10 protein-coding genes are annotated in these 16,416 nt (G+C 46.4%); 2 read left to right on the top strand and 8 right to left on the bottom strand.

Translation table 11 applies throughout. From position 1 onward, the window contains the following. Nucleotides 1-4: 4 nt before the first annotated feature. The gene (gene glcE / locus AOC29_RS09575; protein ID WP_215295762.1) at nucleotides 5-1,150 is read right to left on the bottom strand and encodes a glycolate oxidase subunit GlcE; all 1,146 of its coding nucleotides are present in this window, start codon (nucleotides 1,148-1,150) and stop codon (nucleotides 5-7) included. Further along, the gene (locus AOC29_RS09570; protein ID WP_251370115.1) at nucleotides 1,150-2,655 is read right to left on the bottom strand and encodes an FAD-linked oxidase C-terminal domain-containing protein; all 1,506 of its coding nucleotides are present in this window, start codon (nucleotides 2,653-2,655) and stop codon (nucleotides 1,150-1,152) included. The genes glcE and AOC29_RS09570 overlap by 1 nt, the downstream gene beginning before the upstream one ends. 27 nt (nucleotides 2,656-2,682) lie before the next feature. On the opposite strand from AOC29_RS09570, the gene AOC29_RS09565 reads away from it, so the two are divergent. Continuing rightward, complete coding sequence (locus AOC29_RS09565; RefSeq protein ID WP_215295761.1) at nucleotides 2,683-3,252, top strand: cob(I)yrinic acid a,c-diamide adenosyltransferase; 570 nt, start codon at nucleotides 2,683-2,685, stop codon at nucleotides 3,250-3,252. Nucleotides 3,253-3,291: 39 nt separating this feature from the next. Here the strand turns inward: AOC29_RS09565 and AOC29_RS09560 are convergent, their stop codons facing one another. From AOC29_RS09560 to AOC29_RS09545, 4 genes are read right to left on the bottom strand one after another with little or no spacing between them, the layout of a single operon-like run. Further along, nucleotides 3,292-4,416, bottom strand: a complete 1,125-nt coding sequence (locus AOC29_RS09560; protein WP_215295760.1) for a 3-deoxy-7-phosphoheptulonate synthase — start codon at nucleotides 4,414-4,416, stop codon at nucleotides 3,292-3,294. A gap of 30 nt (nucleotides 4,417-4,446) precedes the next feature. Next, a complete protein-coding gene (gene tldD / locus AOC29_RS09555) occupies nucleotides 4,447-5,937 on the bottom strand; it encodes a metalloprotease TldD (RefSeq protein WP_251369988.1) in 1,491 nt (496 codons plus the stop codon). A 20-nt stretch (nucleotides 5,938-5,957) separates the two neighbouring features. Continuing rightward, the gene (locus tag AOC29_RS09550) at nucleotides 5,958-6,782 is read right to left on the bottom strand and encodes a carbon-nitrogen hydrolase family protein (protein ID WP_215295759.1); all 825 of its coding nucleotides are present in this window, start codon (nucleotides 6,780-6,782) and stop codon (nucleotides 5,958-5,960) included. 6 nt (nucleotides 6,783-6,788) lie between these two features. Further along, on the bottom strand, nucleotides 6,789-10,919 hold the full coding sequence (locus AOC29_RS09545) for a YhdP family protein (RefSeq protein WP_215295758.1): 4,131 nt from the start codon (nucleotides 10,917-10,919) through the stop codon (nucleotides 6,789-6,791). Between the two features lie 78 nt (nucleotides 10,920-10,997). On the opposite strand from AOC29_RS09545, the gene glnE reads away from it, so the two are divergent. Then, nucleotides 10,998-13,802 (top strand): bifunctional [glutamate--ammonia ligase]-adenylyl-L-tyrosine phosphorylase/[glutamate--ammonia-ligase] adenylyltransferase, encoded by a 2,805-nt coding sequence (glnE, locus tag AOC29_RS09540; RefSeq protein WP_215295757.1) that lies wholly within the window; start codon nucleotides 10,998-11,000, stop codon nucleotides 13,800-13,802. A gap of 6 nt (nucleotides 13,803-13,808) precedes the next feature. Here the strand turns inward: glnE and recN are convergent, their stop codons facing one another. Together recN and AOC29_RS09530 are read right to left on the bottom strand one after the other, a co-directional pair. Next, complete coding sequence (gene recN, locus AOC29_RS09535; RefSeq protein WP_215295756.1) at nucleotides 13,809-15,479, bottom strand: DNA repair protein RecN; 1,671 nt, start codon at nucleotides 15,477-15,479, stop codon at nucleotides 13,809-13,811. 26 nt (nucleotides 15,480-15,505) lie between these two features. Next, nucleotides 15,506-16,411 (bottom strand): NAD kinase, encoded by a 906-nt coding sequence (locus tag AOC29_RS09530; protein WP_215295755.1) that lies wholly within the window; start codon nucleotides 16,409-16,411, stop codon nucleotides 15,506-15,508. Nucleotides 16,412-16,416 lie beyond the last annotated feature (5 nt).

The raw sequence follows: 16,416 nt of genomic DNA, 5'->3' as shown, positions 1-16,416 counted from the left end.
ATACTTATGGAAGACGGTTAGTGGCAAATACACCAGCTGGATCAAATGCAGATCTCAGGCGTGCTTGTACTGCTTCAAGAGCTTTAGAGTACGCTTGCTCGCTTAGCAAGGTGAAGCGCTCAAAAGAGGGATTAACCTTGCTACCCTGCCTGAAGCGCGTTGCATGACCACCATGACTATTAGCCAATTGCTTAATAGCGGTAAATGTAGCTTCATCACCAGCAGCTTTCATCCAGCGTTGCTGCCCATGCCACTCCAGCACGAAATCATCGCTGGAGTTGGGTACTGCAAGTGGGCCACAGGCTGCTGGAAGCGCTAAGCGATAGAGAGTTTGGTCTACGCCAAGATTGGCAAATGATGTAAGTTTTTGCTCACGCAAATCTTTCCAAAAAAGCTCAGCTGTTTCAGGATCTATTTCCTTGGCAAGCACTAGAGAGCTCATTAAAGGAATGGCAGCTTTCACTGCTGCTGCAGCGCCTGCTAGGCGAATCGTCAGTTCGCCATCTCCATCTTTGCTATTCCCAATCCAGCAGCTAGCTGAAAGAGGAAAAGGTTGTCCTGCCCACTCATTTAAAACTTTCAACGCTTTCTCTTGAGGGATTTGGCAACGTAGTGTTGCTGTTGCAGCAGGTTTTGGCAATACCTTAACTGACGCTTCTAGTAATAAAGAAAATGTACCCATAGATCCAGGTAGCAAACGAGAAATGTCATACCCGGCAACATTCTTCATGACTTTGCCGCCGAAGGATAGATCTTGTCCCTTACCATCTAGAATGCGGGCGCCTAAAACAAAGTCGCGGAAATTACCGGCGCTGATACGACCAGGCCCAGCGAGCCCTGCAGCAATCGCACCGCCAAAAGTAGCATGCTCACCAAAGTGAGGTGGCTCAAAGGCGAGTACCTGATTTTTTTCCTCGAGAGCTGCTTCAATTTCTTGCAGAGGGGTACCAGCGCAAGCGGTAATGACCAACTCTTCAGGCTGATATTCCAAAATACCGGAATAGCTGCGCGTATTTAATTTTGTAAATTGATTTGGGTTGCCGTACCAAGCTTTCGAACCGCCGCCCTCAATGGAGAGTTGCGCTTTATTTTTTGCTGCGTTCAGGACTTGTTCGCGGAATTCATCAATCTGGCTGTTGGAGCTGGTCATTAGAAGCGCTCCAGTTCCGGATGCGGTAGTTTGCCTCCACTAATGCGCATGCGGCCATATTCAGCGCAGCGACTCAGTGTTGGGATGCCCTTATCAGGATTCAGAAGTTTTTCAGGATCAAATGCTGCTTTGACACCCCAGAAAGATTCGCGCTCACCTTCGCCAAACTGCACGCACATTGAATTAATTTTTTCAATACCCACACCATGTTCGCCTGTAATTGTGCCACCGAGCTCAACACAAGCTTCTAATATTTCGGTGCCGAATTCTTCTGCGCGATGCCACTCTTCTTCATCTGCACCATTAAACAAAATGAGAGGGTGCATATTGCCGTCACCCGCATGAAATACGTTTAAGCAGCCAAGACCGTATTTGGCTTCCATGCCTTGAATACGCTTTAGCAAGGTTGCAATGTGACGACGCGGAATCGTGCCATCCATACAGTAGTAGTCAGCAGCAATGCGACCAGCAGCGGGAAAGGCGTTCTTGCGACCACTCCAAAACTTCAAGCGTTCAGTCTCATCTTTGGAGATCCTAATACCACTAGCACCAGATTGCTCAAGCACTTTAGTCATGCGTTCAATTTCTTCGGCGACTTCTTCAGGCGTACCATCAGATTCGCAAAGCAAAATGGCTGCAGCCTCTAGGTCATAGCCTGCATGCACAAATTCTTCTACTGCACGAGTGGTGGCTTTGTCCATCATCTCAAGACCGGCAGGAATAATGCCGGCAGCGATGATTGCCGCAACAGCATTGCCACCTTTTTCAATATCGTCAAAGCTAGCCATGATCACGCGGGCTAGTTTTGGTTTAGCAACTAACTTCACAGTGACTTCCGTGACAACCGCTAGCATGCCTTCACTGCCCAGAACAATCGCGAGTAAATCTAAGCCAGGAGAATCTGGAGCCAAGCTACCGAACTCTACGATCTCGCCATTCATGAGTGCGCCACGAACACGCAAGACGTTATGAAGAGTCAAGCCATATTTAAGGCAGTGCACTCCCCCAGAGTTCTCATTGACATTGCCTCCAATTGAACAAGCAATTTGAGATGACGGATCTGGAGCGTAATACAAACCTAAATGACTTACTGCTTCTGAGATTGCCAAATTACGAACGCCCGGCTGAACCACTGCAGTTCGAGTAAATGGATCGATGCTGATGATCTTTTTGAGCTTCGCTAGCGAAAGTACAAGACCTTGAGAAAGCGGCATTGCTCCTCCAGACAGACCGGTACCAGATCCCCGAGGTACTACTGGGATTTGCATCTCAGAGCAAATCTTCAGAATTTGGGCTACTTGTGCTTCTGTTTCTGGAAGGGCAACAGCTAAGGGCATACGCCGATAGGCTGCTAAACCATCACATTCATAGGGAATGGTGTCTTCAGGCTCCCAAAGGAGGGCATGTTCTGGGAGGATTGGGCGTAGAGCCGAAACCAGTTTGGACTGAAGGGCGCTAATCGCAGCAAGATCGGGGGGCGGGGTCACCATATTCATGACAACCATTTTAGCCATTTACCTATAATTAAGCTCATGGGAAATCGACTATCAAAAATCGCCACTAGAACGGGCGATGCTGGCATGACTGGCCTTGGAGACGGCAGTCGCGTTGAAAAGGATCATTTACGCATTTGCGCTATGGGTGATGTCGATGAGCTCAACTCCGAAATCGGTGTTTTGATTACCGAAGAGATCCCAGAAAGCATTGCCAATGAGTTAAAACCCCTCTTTTTACAAATACAGCATGATTTGTTTGATTTAGGCGGCGAACTCTGTATTCCGAACTACAAGTTACTCAATCCAGAACACGTAGCTCAATTGGATATCTGGCTAGAGAAATACAACCAGCAATTACCTCCGCTAACAGAATTTATTCTGCCGGGTGGTACTCGTGCTGCTGCACAAGCTCATGTATGCCGCACGGTATGCAGAAGAGCAGAGCGCTCGATTGTACGTTTAGGTTGGGAAGAACCTTTGTATGACGCGCCACGACAGTACGTTAATCGTTTATCAGATCTTTTGTTTGTCATCGCACGCATTCTCAATAGAGCTGCGGGCGGTACCGATGTATTGTGGAAGCACGAAAAAAAAGAGACTAAGTAAATTAGTCTCTTCTACTTGCTCTAATTATTTTTTAAAGCATTACTTTTTCTTACTTCTGCGTTTTTTTACGGCCGCAGCAAGACGCTCCAGTACTTGAACTGAATCATCCCAATTAATACAGGCATCCGTAATACTCTTGCCGTATTCCAGCTTGCTAGGATCATCTTTTCCTGGGGTAAATTTCTGAGCACCATCGTTGAGATGACTTTCAATCATCACACCAAAAACTTGTTGAGAACCAGCTTCAATTTGCTTGGCAACGTCATCTGCCACTAGGATTTGACGCTCATGCTGTTTACTAGAATTGGCATGAGACAGATCAACCATCAAACTACCGCGAAGCTTGCCAGCTGCTAGCTCAGAGCAGGCTGCCTGAACATATTTTTCTTCATAATTAGGCTCTTTACCGCCGCGCAAAATAACGTGGCAATCTTTATTGCCCTTAGTTTCCACAACAGAGACTTGACCGTTCTTATGAACTGACAAGAAGTGGTGTGGACGACCTGCCGCTTGAATCGCATCTGTTGCAATTTTGATGTTGCCATCGGTGCCATTTTTAAACCCAATGGGTGCAGATAAACCGGAAGCGAGCTCACGATGTACTTGGCTCTCGGTTGTACGCGCACCAATAGCGCCCCAAGAAATCAGGTCAGCAATGTATTGCGGAGAAATCACATCCAAGAATTCGCTGCCAGCAGGCATGCCAAGACGATTGATTTCCATGAGTACTTGGCGAGCAAGGCGGAGACCTTCTTCAATGCGATAGGACTCATCGAGGTAAGGATCATTAATTAAACCCTTCCAGCCAACAGTAGTGCGAGGTTTTTCAAAATAGACCCGCATCACGATTTCTAATTCACCAGCAAAGCGTTCACGCTCGGCTAAGAGTCGTTGGCAATATTCCAATGCTGCTCTTGGATCATGAATCGAGCAAGGCCCAATGATGACGAGTAAGCGATCATCTTTACCGTGAATAATGTCGCGAATCTTTTTCCGAGTTTTACTGATTAATGCTTCAGTCGGCGTTCCGGAGATCGGAAAAAAACGAATCAGATGTTCTGGAGGTGGCAGAACAGAGATGTTATCAATGCGTTGATCGTCGGTATCCGACGTTTTATCAACGGCGGAGTACCAATTAGCGGGATTAGTATTTTGTTGGCTCATCCGGCTATTTTAAGCCGTAATTTGCCAATATCAGGCAGTGCCACCAACAGTCAGGCTGTCGATTCTTAAAGTGGGCTGTCCAACCCCAACTGGCACACTTTGACCTTCTTTGCCACAAACCCCAACGCCGCCATCTAATTTGAGGTCATTACCGATCATGGAGACCTGTTTTAAGGACTCTGGCCCGCTACCGATGATAGTGGCGCCTTTCACGGGATATTGAATTTTTCCATTCTCTACCCAGTAGGCTTCTGAAGCTGAAAATACAAATTTACCGCTGGTGATATCTACTTGGCCACCGCCAAAATTGACTGCATATAGGCCTCGCTTAATGCTGGCCACAATTTCTTGGGGATCATCTTTGCCGGCCAACATATAGGTATTCGTCATGCGCGGCATGGGCAAGGAAGCAAAACTTTCGCGGCGCCCATTACCTGTTAAAGGCATATTCATGAGTCGTGCATTGAGGCTATCCTGAATGTAAGCCTTCAAAATACCGTCTTCAATCAATGTAGTGCACTGCGTCGGAGTACCTTCATCATCAATATTGAGAGAACCTCTACGCCCAGATAATGTTCCATCATCCACTACAGTGACACCCTTGGCTGCAACGCGTTGACCAATGCGTCCTGCAAATGCAGAGGAGCCCTTGCGATTAAAGTCACCCTCAAGACCGTGACCTACTGCTTCATGTAAGAGTACGCCTGGCCAGCCTGGACCCATAACGACTGTCATTGGACCAGCTGGTGCAGGGCGCGATTCTAAATTGACTAGCGCCCCATCGACCGCCTCATCAACATAACTATTGATCAACTCAGTATTAAAGTAGAGGTAGTCATGGCGAGCGCCACCACCCGAAGAGCCAGATTCACGTCGGCCATTTTGTTCCGCAATGACATGAACAGAGACACGCACTAGCGGGCGAATATCGGCTGCAAGTAATCCATCCGCTCTTGCAACTAAGACGACATCAAATTCACCAGCAAGGCTAGCCATGACTTGAATGATGCGAGGGTCGCGAGCTTTGGCACGACGCTCAATGCTTTCGAGCAAAGCAATTTTTTCTTTAGGTTGTAATGAATCAAGGGGATTTAGATCCGAATACAGCTTATTTGATAGGGGGTTGAATAACTTACTTGCCACCGCTTGTTTGCCACCCTCTGGGCCAATCACACGGGTCGCTTTTGCAGCTTTGCTTAAAGCCTCTAAATTGATTTCATCAGAATAGGCAAAAGCAGTTTTATCACCATAGATAGCGCGTACCCCAACACCTTGGTCAATGTTGAAGCTGCCAGATTTCACAATTCCTTCTTCAAGGCTCCAGCTTTCACTGCGAGTATGTTGAAAATAGAGGTCAGCATCGTCTAGCCGATGAGAAAACATATTGCCAAAGGTGCGATGAAGGTCTTGCTCTGATAAACCGGTTGGCTCAAGCAAGATGGATTTCGCTACTTTGATGAGGTCTGCCTGCTTTTTGGTTTTTGTCCAATTGGCTGGAAATAGTGCTTCTGGTGCATTCATGTGATTCGGCAGGTCTTTCTTTAAAGCTTGCGGTGCGCAAGAGCTGGTAACTGAGAGCGTACCTCGTTTAATTTTTCTTTGCTTAAAACCCCTGAGATAAAGCCTTCTCCTTCGGGCAGATCGGCTAATACGGTGCCCCAAGGGTCAATCAGCATGCTGTGACCCCATGTGCGTCGTTGATTGAGGTGAATACCGCCTTGTGCCGAAGCTAAAACATAGCATTGATTTTCAATGGCGCGAGCGCGCAAGAGAATCTCCCAGTGATCTTTGCCGGTAGTGTAAGTAAAGGCTGCAGGAATGATATGGCAATCGACAGCACCCATTGCTCGATATAGTTCGGGAAATCGCAAGTCATAACAAATGCTCAGCCCAAAAGACCAATCTTGCCGATTGTGAGTGATGTTGAGAATCCCTGGCGCAATACCAGCTTCAATCGTTTCGGATTCTTGATAGCGCTCGGTTTTGGTTTGAAAACCAAATAAATGAATTTTGTCGTAGCGTCCGATATGTTGGCCTGCCGTATCAAATGCGAGCATCGTATTGAGTACCTTGCCTGGGTCTTTGGACTCCAGTGGGATTGTGCCTGCAACAAGATAAATTTGATTGTCTTTGGCAAAGCTAGCAAGCTGCTCTTGAATTGGACCGCTGCCAAAAGTCTCTCGAACACGTACTTTGTCAGTGTCTTTCAGGCCCATCATGCAAAAGTATTCCGGAAGTACGATGAGTTGTGCGCCATCTTGGGTAGCTGCGCTAATGAGCCTGCCCGCAGTATTGAGATTTTCTTGAAGATCTGGAGAGGAGACCATCTGAATAGATGCGATCTTCAGTGTCGTTGAGGTGCTCATAAGAATCTAATTGGAGGATTTAGTAGGATTGCCCAAATTATTTTGGGGTGGGGAGTTTGGGGTGGCATTGGAGTTCGGTTTGCTCTGCTCTTTCAGCAATTCTTTGCTGCGAATGGAATTGAGTGTTTTGGTGTCAATGGGTTGACCCTTTTGATCTAAGGGGATGACTTCAGGGTCATCCCAAGATCCTTGGACTAAGTAATCTGATTGCAGGCTACGGTTGATCTGGCTCGTGAGGAGATATTGCCCAACGAGAGCGCCTAAGCCAACAATGGGGTTGATTGCAAAAGCAGCCAGTGAGCCAGCTGTGGCATCAATCGTTGGAAAGATTGTGATCCGCAGATCTTGCGTTTGTTTTGGAATATTAATTTGACCGCTCATCGCCACACGAGCTTGGTCTAAATTCATATTGAATTGCTGAGTTTGTGCAACACCATTGCTGATATCGAAGTTACTGTTAATCGAGTTAAAGGGTGTCCCCTTGGTCACAATGTTGCCAAGACTGCCTTGCAGGTCGAGCGTAGCAAAGCGGAATAAACTTTGCAGACTAAGTACGTCTAATATTTTGGCGCCACTAGTATTTACCTCTAACAATCGACCCTTTTCAAGATTAATGCCTACCTTGCCAGAAAGTGTTTCGAATTTCGGGCTGAAGGGTGAGCCATCCCATTCCATACTCGCAGTAACTTTTCCTTGTCCACCTTCAATCGATTTTTGAGGGGTCCAATGCGCAATAATTTGGCCAGCATCTTTTACGTTCATATCGATACTGAGAACGCTGTGATTCATGGTATTTTTCGTGCTACCACTCCATTGGCCGTTGATGGTGCTTGAGCCCTGGGGATTGTTGGACTGGATGGAATCAATTTTTAGAGTGTTGTCACTTGTTTTGGTTTTGATTTTGACTTGACCAAGCTGGGCTTTCATCCAAGATAAGTCATCGATACTGATATCTAAGCTGGGAATGGATTCAGGACTCAGTGCCTTTTTGACAGGAGCATTTGCTTTTGCAGGGGGCTGGGGAATTGACTCGGCGATTTTGAGCTTTGCAAAACGCCCACTAACAAGGCCGCTAGTATGAGTCTTGTCGGATTCATAGTACTGAATTTGTCCAGTAGCCTGTTGTGATCCAAGACGTATATCCCAAACATTCTTCTTATTGTTTGCAAGGATATTCACATCCTGCCAGAGACGTTCAAATAAGGTCAGTTTTTTAACTTGCGCTGTGACTTGAAAGCTTGAACTCATTTCTGCTTCTTGACTACGCGACCCCTTCTTACTCCCCAAGAAATCTTGCCAGGCATCAAGATTGAGTTCATTGCTAACGAGATTTAAGTTAAACCCTTGTTGAGGTAGATTCGGCGCTGCGCCAATTCCCAGGCTGTAACGCAATTCGTCATCACGACCTAGTGCTCCTTGAATGGAATAGAGATCGCCAATCTTTCCAGACCAGCTTAGTCGATTAGGATTTGTTTTGTCATTGGAGAAAGTTTTAACGTTGATATCACCAGCCATGGAAGTGCCCGCTAATTTCCTAGTTGGCGCTGGTAAATTCATGGACCAGTTCCGAAGATCAAAGTGGATATTAGAGTCACTACCTTGTTTATTAAAGCTGAGAGTGCCGTCATATTTAACTGAGCCATTCATGGCATTCAGTATTGAGCTAAGCTCTGAACGAGCAGATTTTGCAAAATATTCTTTTATAAAATTTGCTTGAATGTCGCCAGCAATTTTGAAGTTTTGCTTATTGCTATTTTGATCGGCGCTGCTAATTTTGATGGATCCACCCAAGAAATTAGCTGATACATCTTCAAATTCAGGATTGATTTCGGTGATACGAATACTGCCCTTGAGGTTTTCAAAAGGTGGAATGCCAGCCCATTCCGCTTTATTGCCTGGCAGTGTTAATTTCAGATCAACATTGGTATCGGCAGAATTAGAGAGTGGAACCTTGAGATCAAGACCTATATCTACTGGACCACTGACGCGGAGATTTTGTTCCATTTTGGCCTGTCTTTTGCCAACAGGAGAAGCGTAAAAATACTCTAGCATCTGTTGCGCTTCACCGGTTGCTTTACCAGTGACTGAGAGTGTTAGTTGTTTTGCACTGACATTGGGAATTTCTGCATGAAATGTATTCAGGGCAATTTGTTTGTAATTGGCTTTTGCAATGTCTACAGTCAGGTTTGAGTTTGTCATCGCGACACTACCATTCACATTCGTGAAGGTAGACCAAGTTCCTTGATTGTTTGGTAAAAGCGGAACTGGGCTAAATGCTGCGCCTGCAATCGGAAGCGTCAAGCTGAACTCACCCTGTTGCTTATCGGGAAAGGGCACTTGATTAGGATCCCCCTTGATATGCACTTGCCCATTTTGAATGACACCTGCATCAAATGCTTTGCTGAGATATACCCTAGCGTCCTTACCCATGCCAAGCGGTAAATAGCGATAGGCAGTTTTTGCATTGGCTTTGACAAGCTCCATGTCCATGGTCATGAAGTCAGCCTCTTTGGGATTGCCGAGGATATAGTTCAGGCTCAGATTAGTTGTGAGTTCTGAATTGCTCAAAGTAAGCTTTTTAGTATTAACAACCCAATGCCCTTTTTGCTTTGACCAATTGATTTGTCCGCTGGCACGCTCCAAATGGATTTTGGGGTCTTCCAGAAAGTCATAAATCTCTAGACCAAGATCACTTGAATCTAAGGAAAAACTCCCCTCTTTTTGGTTGCCAGTAACAAAGCCGGATAAATTGGAAACAGAAGGTATCGATTTATTGATACCAGTAAAACTGAGGTTGATGAGTTTGGCGCTCACGGTGAAGTCTAATTTATTAGATTTAAACCAGCCACCAGGAATATTGAGAGCGGATAAAGGGGATTTGCTTTCTGACCAACGAATATTTAGGTCTTCCAAATCTCCTTCAGCCTGAGAAGTCTTAATCCATTGATGAACTTTTTTAGAGAGCGGTAAATTGAGTGCAAATAATGCGACATCTTCGACTGAAATCTTTGGCGATGAAAATTCAAATTCTTTGATTTCTCTATCCGCACCTGGAGGCCGCCAGCGAAAAGTCATCGGACTCAGGTTTTCCAAGGGCGCAGATTTTGGGCTATCCATATCGCGCCAAGTGAATGTTTTGGTCGAGATGGCGATTAAGCCATCATTGGTTTCTTGTAGAAGATTGGCTTCGAGTCTTCCTAGTGCAATAGCATCTTCGCTTTTTGAAGATTGCACCACTAGGTCATCAACCGCGACAAAAAATTCACCACCATCAGGTTGGGCGTTATCAATCTTGAGACTTCCTTTTGAGCTCAGCACCCCTTCTAAGGTATGGAGGCCGATTTTGAACTCTTGAGATATCTGCTTCAGATTTAGGTCAGTAAGATTCCAAGTGATTGTGCCAATCCAGTCGTGCCAATTTCCTGCTTGCCCACCTAGATGGTGAACGAAGTCGACTTTGACTTCTGTTGGCCCCTTGGTCCACGGGGTAGTTGTGGTGATGGAGCCCTCGTGTCTACGAATACCGTTCTGAAGCGATAGGTTTAAGACTTCAATAGAGGTTTGTGATTTTTTGTTGAGCTGATCATCCCAAAAGAGTTTGACTTTGCTAACTTCAATAGCGTCTTGTGAAAATAACCAATTCTCTGCAGAGTAATCGCTGGTGCCGCTATCAATCGAAATTCCAGCAATCGTGATTGCACCCTTGGAGTTTCTTTGCGCATAAATTTCCGCGCTTTCAAAATGAATTTCATGAAAATAGGGCGCTAAGTGATAAAAAGATTTCCAGCTCAGTTCACCATAAATCTTTTCGATCATCAATAATGATTTTGAATGATCGGGGCTGCTGAAGCGCAGGCCATCCATCTCAAAGGAAGGTCTGATGCCTGTCCAAGAAACTCGGAGATCATCAATCGAGACATTAACGCCGACGCGACTGCTAATGAGCTTTTCAACTGAAGCCTTGGATTTTTCAATTTGAGGCCAAAGCACATAGCGCACACCAAGATGGCCGAGTAGAAAAAGCGCCATCACAAAACCTAGCAGAATCAGGGCGCGCTTACGCCACTCGCCACCTAAACCTGGAGGACGTTTTGTGAATACGCTCTTGAGTCGAGGCGGAATGATGTTTTGCAGCATGGCCTCTATTATCCGTCAGGCTCTGCTAGACCGCCAAGCACCGGGAGCTTGAATTTTGGTCAGTATTAAGATGGGGGTATGGATGATATTTCTAGGCAAACTGCGTTTTTAGAGCAGCACTCCAATTACGCGCGGCGTTGGCTCCATGCCAAGCCCGAGTGGCTTGAGTGGCTAAAAGCCCATGGACACCAAAAAATTGATTTGCCCGGGATTCAAGGTCTACTTGAGACCTGTAAGGTCGATAGTCTGAGTAGCGAGCATGATGAGGCGCGATGGATGGCTAATTTGCGCTTGGCTCGTCAACGCCTCATGCTATGGGTGGCCTTTCGTGATCTGAATGGCATGGCTGATTTAGAGGAGGTCACGCATAGCCTCAGCCATTTTGCCCAACTAGCGATTGCTGATTCCATTGCATTTCTGCGCAGAGATTTGCAAGATCGCTTTGGACTGCCCTGGAGTCTTTCAACCAATAGTGAAATGCCCTTGATGGTGGTGGGTATGGGTAAGTTGGGTGGGTATGAGCTCAACCTGTCATCGGATATTGATCTGATCTTTTTGTATGAGCATGAGGGCGAGACGCAAGGTGGTCCCAAAAGCTTATCCCATCACGAGTGGTTCACCCGTTTGGGGAGAAGCCTCATGAGGGTCATATCAGAGGTGGACGCGAATGGTTTTGTATTTCGTGTCGATATGCGCTTACGACCTAATGGGGACTCTGGTTCTTTGGTATGTAGTCTCGATATGCTGGAAGAATATTTACTAGTGCAGGGCAGGGAGTGGGAGCGTTACGCCTGGATTAAAGGTAGGCTTATTAGGCCCTTGCCAGACGCACATGATTTTGCCCATTGTGAAAAAGCCCTCGAGCAACTGATTCGGCCCTTCGTGTATCGCCGGCATTTGGACTATGGCGTGATTGCCTCCATACGAGATCTGCATGCACAAATACAGCAAGAGGCAGAGAAGCGATCTACTGGACATCAAGGTCGATCACACGACATTAAGTTAGGTCGCGGCGGTATTCGAGAAATTGAGTTTTTGGCGCAAATGTTTCAACTGATGCGGGGTGGTACTGATCCTCGTTTTAGAGTGCGTCCCACATTACAAGTGCTGACTCTTATCAAGCAGCGCGGCATATTGCCAGCACAAGAGATTGATGAGCTACAAGATGCCTATATTTTTCTGAGACGCCTTGAGCATCGCATTCAGGTTTGGGATGATCAGCAAACCCATTATTTATCAGATGATGCGCTTGTGCGTGCTCGTTTGGCTGATACTATGGGCTTCTCAGACGAGTCAAGTTTTTTGACGGAGTTAGAGCGCCATCAAAATAATGTAGCGCGTCTATTTGAAAAAGCATTTGTATTAGATGATGAAAATCGTCTGGATCTCGCACCCTTAAGTCATAACTGGGAGTTAGATGCAGCCTGTTTTCCTAAGTCCTTGCTCCATTGGCAATCATGGATTGCAAGCCCCAAGGTAAAGCAGCTACCAGATAAAAGTCGCTTGATTTTTGATAACTTAATTCGTAGTGCTGCAGAAATTTTGATGGCTGAAGATGATAAGTTAGCGACTGCAGATCAAACTTTATTGCGCTTCTTCGATTTACTCGAAGCCATTGTGAGACGTAGCGCTTATTTATCTATCCTGGCCGAATATCCAAAAGCGCTGTTGAATATCTTGGCTTTGCTCCAAGCATCTCAGTGGGGCGCGCAGTACCTCACCCAACATCCACACTTATTAGATTATTTGCTGAACTCTCGTACTGAAAGGTCGCTGATTGAGCATCCAGAAGACTATTGGCATGAAGTAAAGATGAATTTAAATATTCGTTTAGACGATGTCATGGCTGATGGCGATGGTTCAGAGCAGGCAATGGATATTTTGCGCGTGACCCATCACACCGAAACCTTCATTACCTTACTAGCAGATTTGGGAGTAGGGGTGGACCACGCTCTTCCTGTAGAAAAGGTTAGCGATCATTTATCTGCTTTAGCGGATTTGATTTTGCAAGCTACCCTTGAACGCGTTTGGCCTACCGTAGCGAAAAAGTATGGCTTACCCGCTGATAAAGCCGCCGCTTTTGCTGTGATTGCATATGGTAAGTTGGGCGGTAAAGAATTGGGCTATGCCTCTGATCTAGATTTGGTCTTCTTATATCAGTCGAGTGAAAACGATTATGCCGCCCAAGAAATTTATGCGCTTTTAGCTAAACGTATGATTAATTGGTTGACGACCTTTACTGCGACCGGAAGCTTATTTGAAATTGATACTCGCCTTCGTCCCAATGGATCGGCTGGTTTTTTGGTGACCAATACAGAAGCGTTTAAAAAATATCAGATGCGTGAGGGTGACAACGCCGCCTGGGTATGGGAGCATCAGGCTTTAACTCGTGCCCGCTTTGCTGCTGGTAATGCTTCAGTTGGTATTGAGTTTGATGCAGTTCGTTCAGAGGTCTTGAGTCAGAAACGTAATGTAGATCATTTGCGTGCTGAGATTTTGGCTATGCGTCGCAAGGTGCATGAGGGGCATCCCAATGGAACTGGGAATTTTGATTTAAAGCACGATGCTGGCGGCATGGTAGATATTGAGTTTATGGTGCAGTTCTTAGTCTTAGCCTATGCAAATCAATATCCTCAGCTGATAGGCAATCTTGGCAATATTGCTTTACTGCGAATTGCTGGTGAAGTGGGCCTAATCGAGGGCGTTAGTGCTGAACAGGTTGGTGATGCTTATCGTTTATTAAGAGCGCGTCAACACCGTTTACGTTTAGACGGTGCAGAAAAAACTCGTATTCTGTTGGAGAGTGAGCCTGAGCTCTTGAATGCTAGGGATTGTGTCTTACAACTGTGGCAAGAAATTTTTAAAGCGCCTTCCAGCGTTTAAATCAATTTAATCTTGCTCAAGTAGTTCGCGTGCGTGGCGACGGGTGGTATCGGTAATGGTAGCGCCACCTAGCATTCTGGCAACTTCCTCTACTCGTTCTGTTCTTCCAAGCGATTGAACTTGTGACACAGTCTTGTCGCCACTTTGAGATTTACTGACTTTAAGGTGATGATTGCCTTGGGCGGCTACCTGCGGGAGATGGGTAACGCACAGAATTTGGTGGGACTGACCCAACTGATGAAGAAGTTTGCCAACAGTTTCTGCAACAGCCCCCCCAATACCAGCATCGACCTCATCAAATATCAATGTAGGGGTGAATGAAGCTTTGCTGGTGATTACGCTAATTGCCAGACTAATACGAGCCAGTTCTCCACCCGATGCTACTTTGGCTAATGAGCGAGGAGTACTACCTGCATGGCCTGCCACCAAAAACTCGATTTGCTCGAGACCATGCGAGCCACCTTCTTGTAGTGGCGATAGAGCAATCTCCAATCGTCCGCCAGCCATCGATAAATTTTGCATAGCATCTGTCACTAACTGACCTAGGTCTGTAGCTGCCTTACTGCGTTTTTGGGAGAGTTGCTTTGCCAGCTTGAGATAGGCAGCCTCTTCTTGCTTTACTTTTTCTCGGAGGGCATCCATATTTTGTGAGGCAGTCAGTGCCTCCAAGCGTTCGGTAGTTTCCAAAAGCAGTGTTGGTAGTGCCTCTACTTCAGTGCGATATTTTTTAGAAGTACTGTGCAGGGCCTGCATACGTTCTTCGACTTGTTCAAGGCGAGCGGGATCTAAATCAATTTTTTGAAGATAGCGATTTAATCCATGAATCGCTTCATCTAGCTGAATTTGCGCACTCTCCAAGGATTCGCTAATGCCACTTAAGGCTTGGTCGTGTTCGGCTAAGGCGCTGATATTGCCGCAGACCTTAGATAGAGAAGACGCTAGAGAGTTGTCCGCGTCACTCAATATGTCTATAGCTTCTTGGCAGCCGCCAATTAGCTTGGCGCCATTAGCCAATCTAGCATGCTCGCTTTGAATGTTGATCCACTCACCTTCTTGTGGAGCGAGCTCGGTGAGTTCTTCTAATTGCCATTGCAATCTTTCACGTTCCCGCTCAACATCCTGACCAGCATTTTCTGCTTGTTCTAAACGACGACGAGAATCGTTCAGCGTTTTAAAGGCTTGTGCTACTTCTGTGGCTAGTGGCAGTAATCCAGCATGACGGTCTAAGAGCTCACGTTGGGCGCCGCCCTTTAAAAGAAGTTGATGCGCGTGCTGCCCATGGATGTCGACCAACTGATCGCCTGCTTCACGCAACTGAGTTAGCGTGGCAACACTTCCATTAATAAAAGCGCGACTGCGTCCGTTGCTCTCAATAGTTCTTTTGAGCAATAGACTCTGACCATTATCTTCAACTGGGAAGCCTTGAGCATCTAACCATTGGCCAAAGGATTGAATAAGTTCTGCGTCAATGCGAAAGAGGGCAGAAATCTCTGCACGATTGCTACCTTCACGAATTTGACTGCTATCTGCGCGTTCACCCAGGACAAGGCTTAAGGCATCTAGCAAAATAGATTTACCAGCCCCAGTTTCACCAGTGAGCACCGTGAAGCCACTAGCGAAGTCGAGTTCAAGCTGATCAACAATGACAAAGTCACGAAGGGAGATAGTTTGAAGCATGTATTAGCGTAGCAATAAACTCGACATCAGAAAGTCGATGGGTATTCATTCCAGTGCAATTTCTCACGCAAAGTTTTGTAGTCGCTGTGATTGCTGGGGTGTAACAGATCGATTGTTTTGTCGGATTGGCGCACCTCAACCTTATCGCCACTTTGCAAATTTGTTTGTGATTGCATATCAAAATTGACGATCACCTCAAGTCCGTTGACTACCTCAATCACCGTCACGCTATCTTGTGGCAAAACAATGGGTCGATTGGAAAGTGAGTGTGGCGCAATTGGTACGAGCAATATGCCTGCTACATGTGGATGCAAAATCGGGCCACCAGCAGAAAGTGCATAGGCAGTTGAACCAGTCGGGGTAGAGACAATCAAACCATCAGAGCGTTGGTTGTACATGAAGGAGCCATTGACATGAACAGCAAGCTCTACCATCCCAGAAATGCCGGAGCGATTCACAACAACATCGTTAAGCGCTAAGCCCTGGTTGATTTTCTTGCCGTCACGCAGAACAACAGCATGCAGGAGAGTTCTGGTATCCGCTTCATAGTCGCCCGCAATAATTTTGGGCAAAGTAGTTTGTACAGACTGAATCGGGATATCAGTCATGTAGCCAAGGCGACCCATATTGATTCCCACGAGGGGAACATGGCTGCCTGCTAATTGGCGAGCAATGCCCAGCATGGTGCCATCACCACCCAAAACCACGACTAGGTCAATTGCCCCAGCAAAGTCTTGTGCGGTTTTAGTCGGATAGTCACTCAAACCGAGGTGAGTGGCTGTATCGGCCTCAATAAAGACCTCACAGCCCAAGCCTGAGACCAATTTAGCCAGGTCTCGCAGGTGATCTTCAATGCCGTCCGCTTGAAATTTGCCGACGAGTGCCACTCGGCTAAATGCCTTCTTGGAGGAATTGGGGGATGGGCTTAACATATAAC

Source organism: Polynucleobacter sp. JS-JIR-5-A7, from assembly GCF_018687935.1.
Lineage (GTDB): Bacteria > Pseudomonadota > Gammaproteobacteria > Burkholderiales > Burkholderiaceae > Polynucleobacter.
Note: the sequence above shows the minus strand (reverse complement) of the source record. Positions and strands in the feature narration are given on the sequence as shown.

Coding starts and splice junctions, on each gene's coding strand:
- glcE (WP_215295762.1), bottom strand. CDS start 1,150: ATGACCAGCTCCAACAGCCAGATTGATGAATTCCGCGAACAAGTCCTG.
- AOC29_RS09570 (WP_251370115.1), bottom strand. CDS start 2,655: ATGGTTGTCATGAATATGGTGACCCCGCCCCCCGATCTTGCTGCGATT.
- AOC29_RS09565 (WP_215295761.1), top strand. CDS start 2,683: ATGGGAAATCGACTATCAAAAATCGCCACTAGAACGGGCGATGCTGGC.
- AOC29_RS09560 (WP_215295760.1), bottom strand. CDS start 4,416: ATGAGCCAACAAAATACTAATCCCGCTAATTGGTACTCCGCCGTTGAT.
- tldD (WP_251369988.1), bottom strand. CDS start 5,937: ATGAATGCACCAGAAGCACTATTTCCAGCCAATTGGACAAAAACCAAA.
- AOC29_RS09550 (WP_215295759.1), bottom strand. CDS start 6,782: ATGAGCACCTCAACGACACTGAAGATCGCATCTATTCAGATGGTCTCC.
- AOC29_RS09545 (WP_215295758.1), bottom strand. CDS start 10,919: ATGCTGCAAAACATCATTCCGCCTCGACTCAAGAGCGTATTCACAAAA.
- glnE (WP_215295757.1), top strand. CDS start 10,998: ATGGATGATATTTCTAGGCAAACTGCGTTTTTAGAGCAGCACTCCAAT.
- recN (WP_215295756.1), bottom strand. CDS start 15,479: ATGCTTCAAACTATCTCCCTTCGTGACTTTGTCATTGTTGATCAGCTT.
- AOC29_RS09530 (WP_215295755.1), bottom strand. CDS start 16,411: ATGTTAAGCCCATCCCCCAATTCCTCCAAGAAGGCATTTAGCCGAGTG.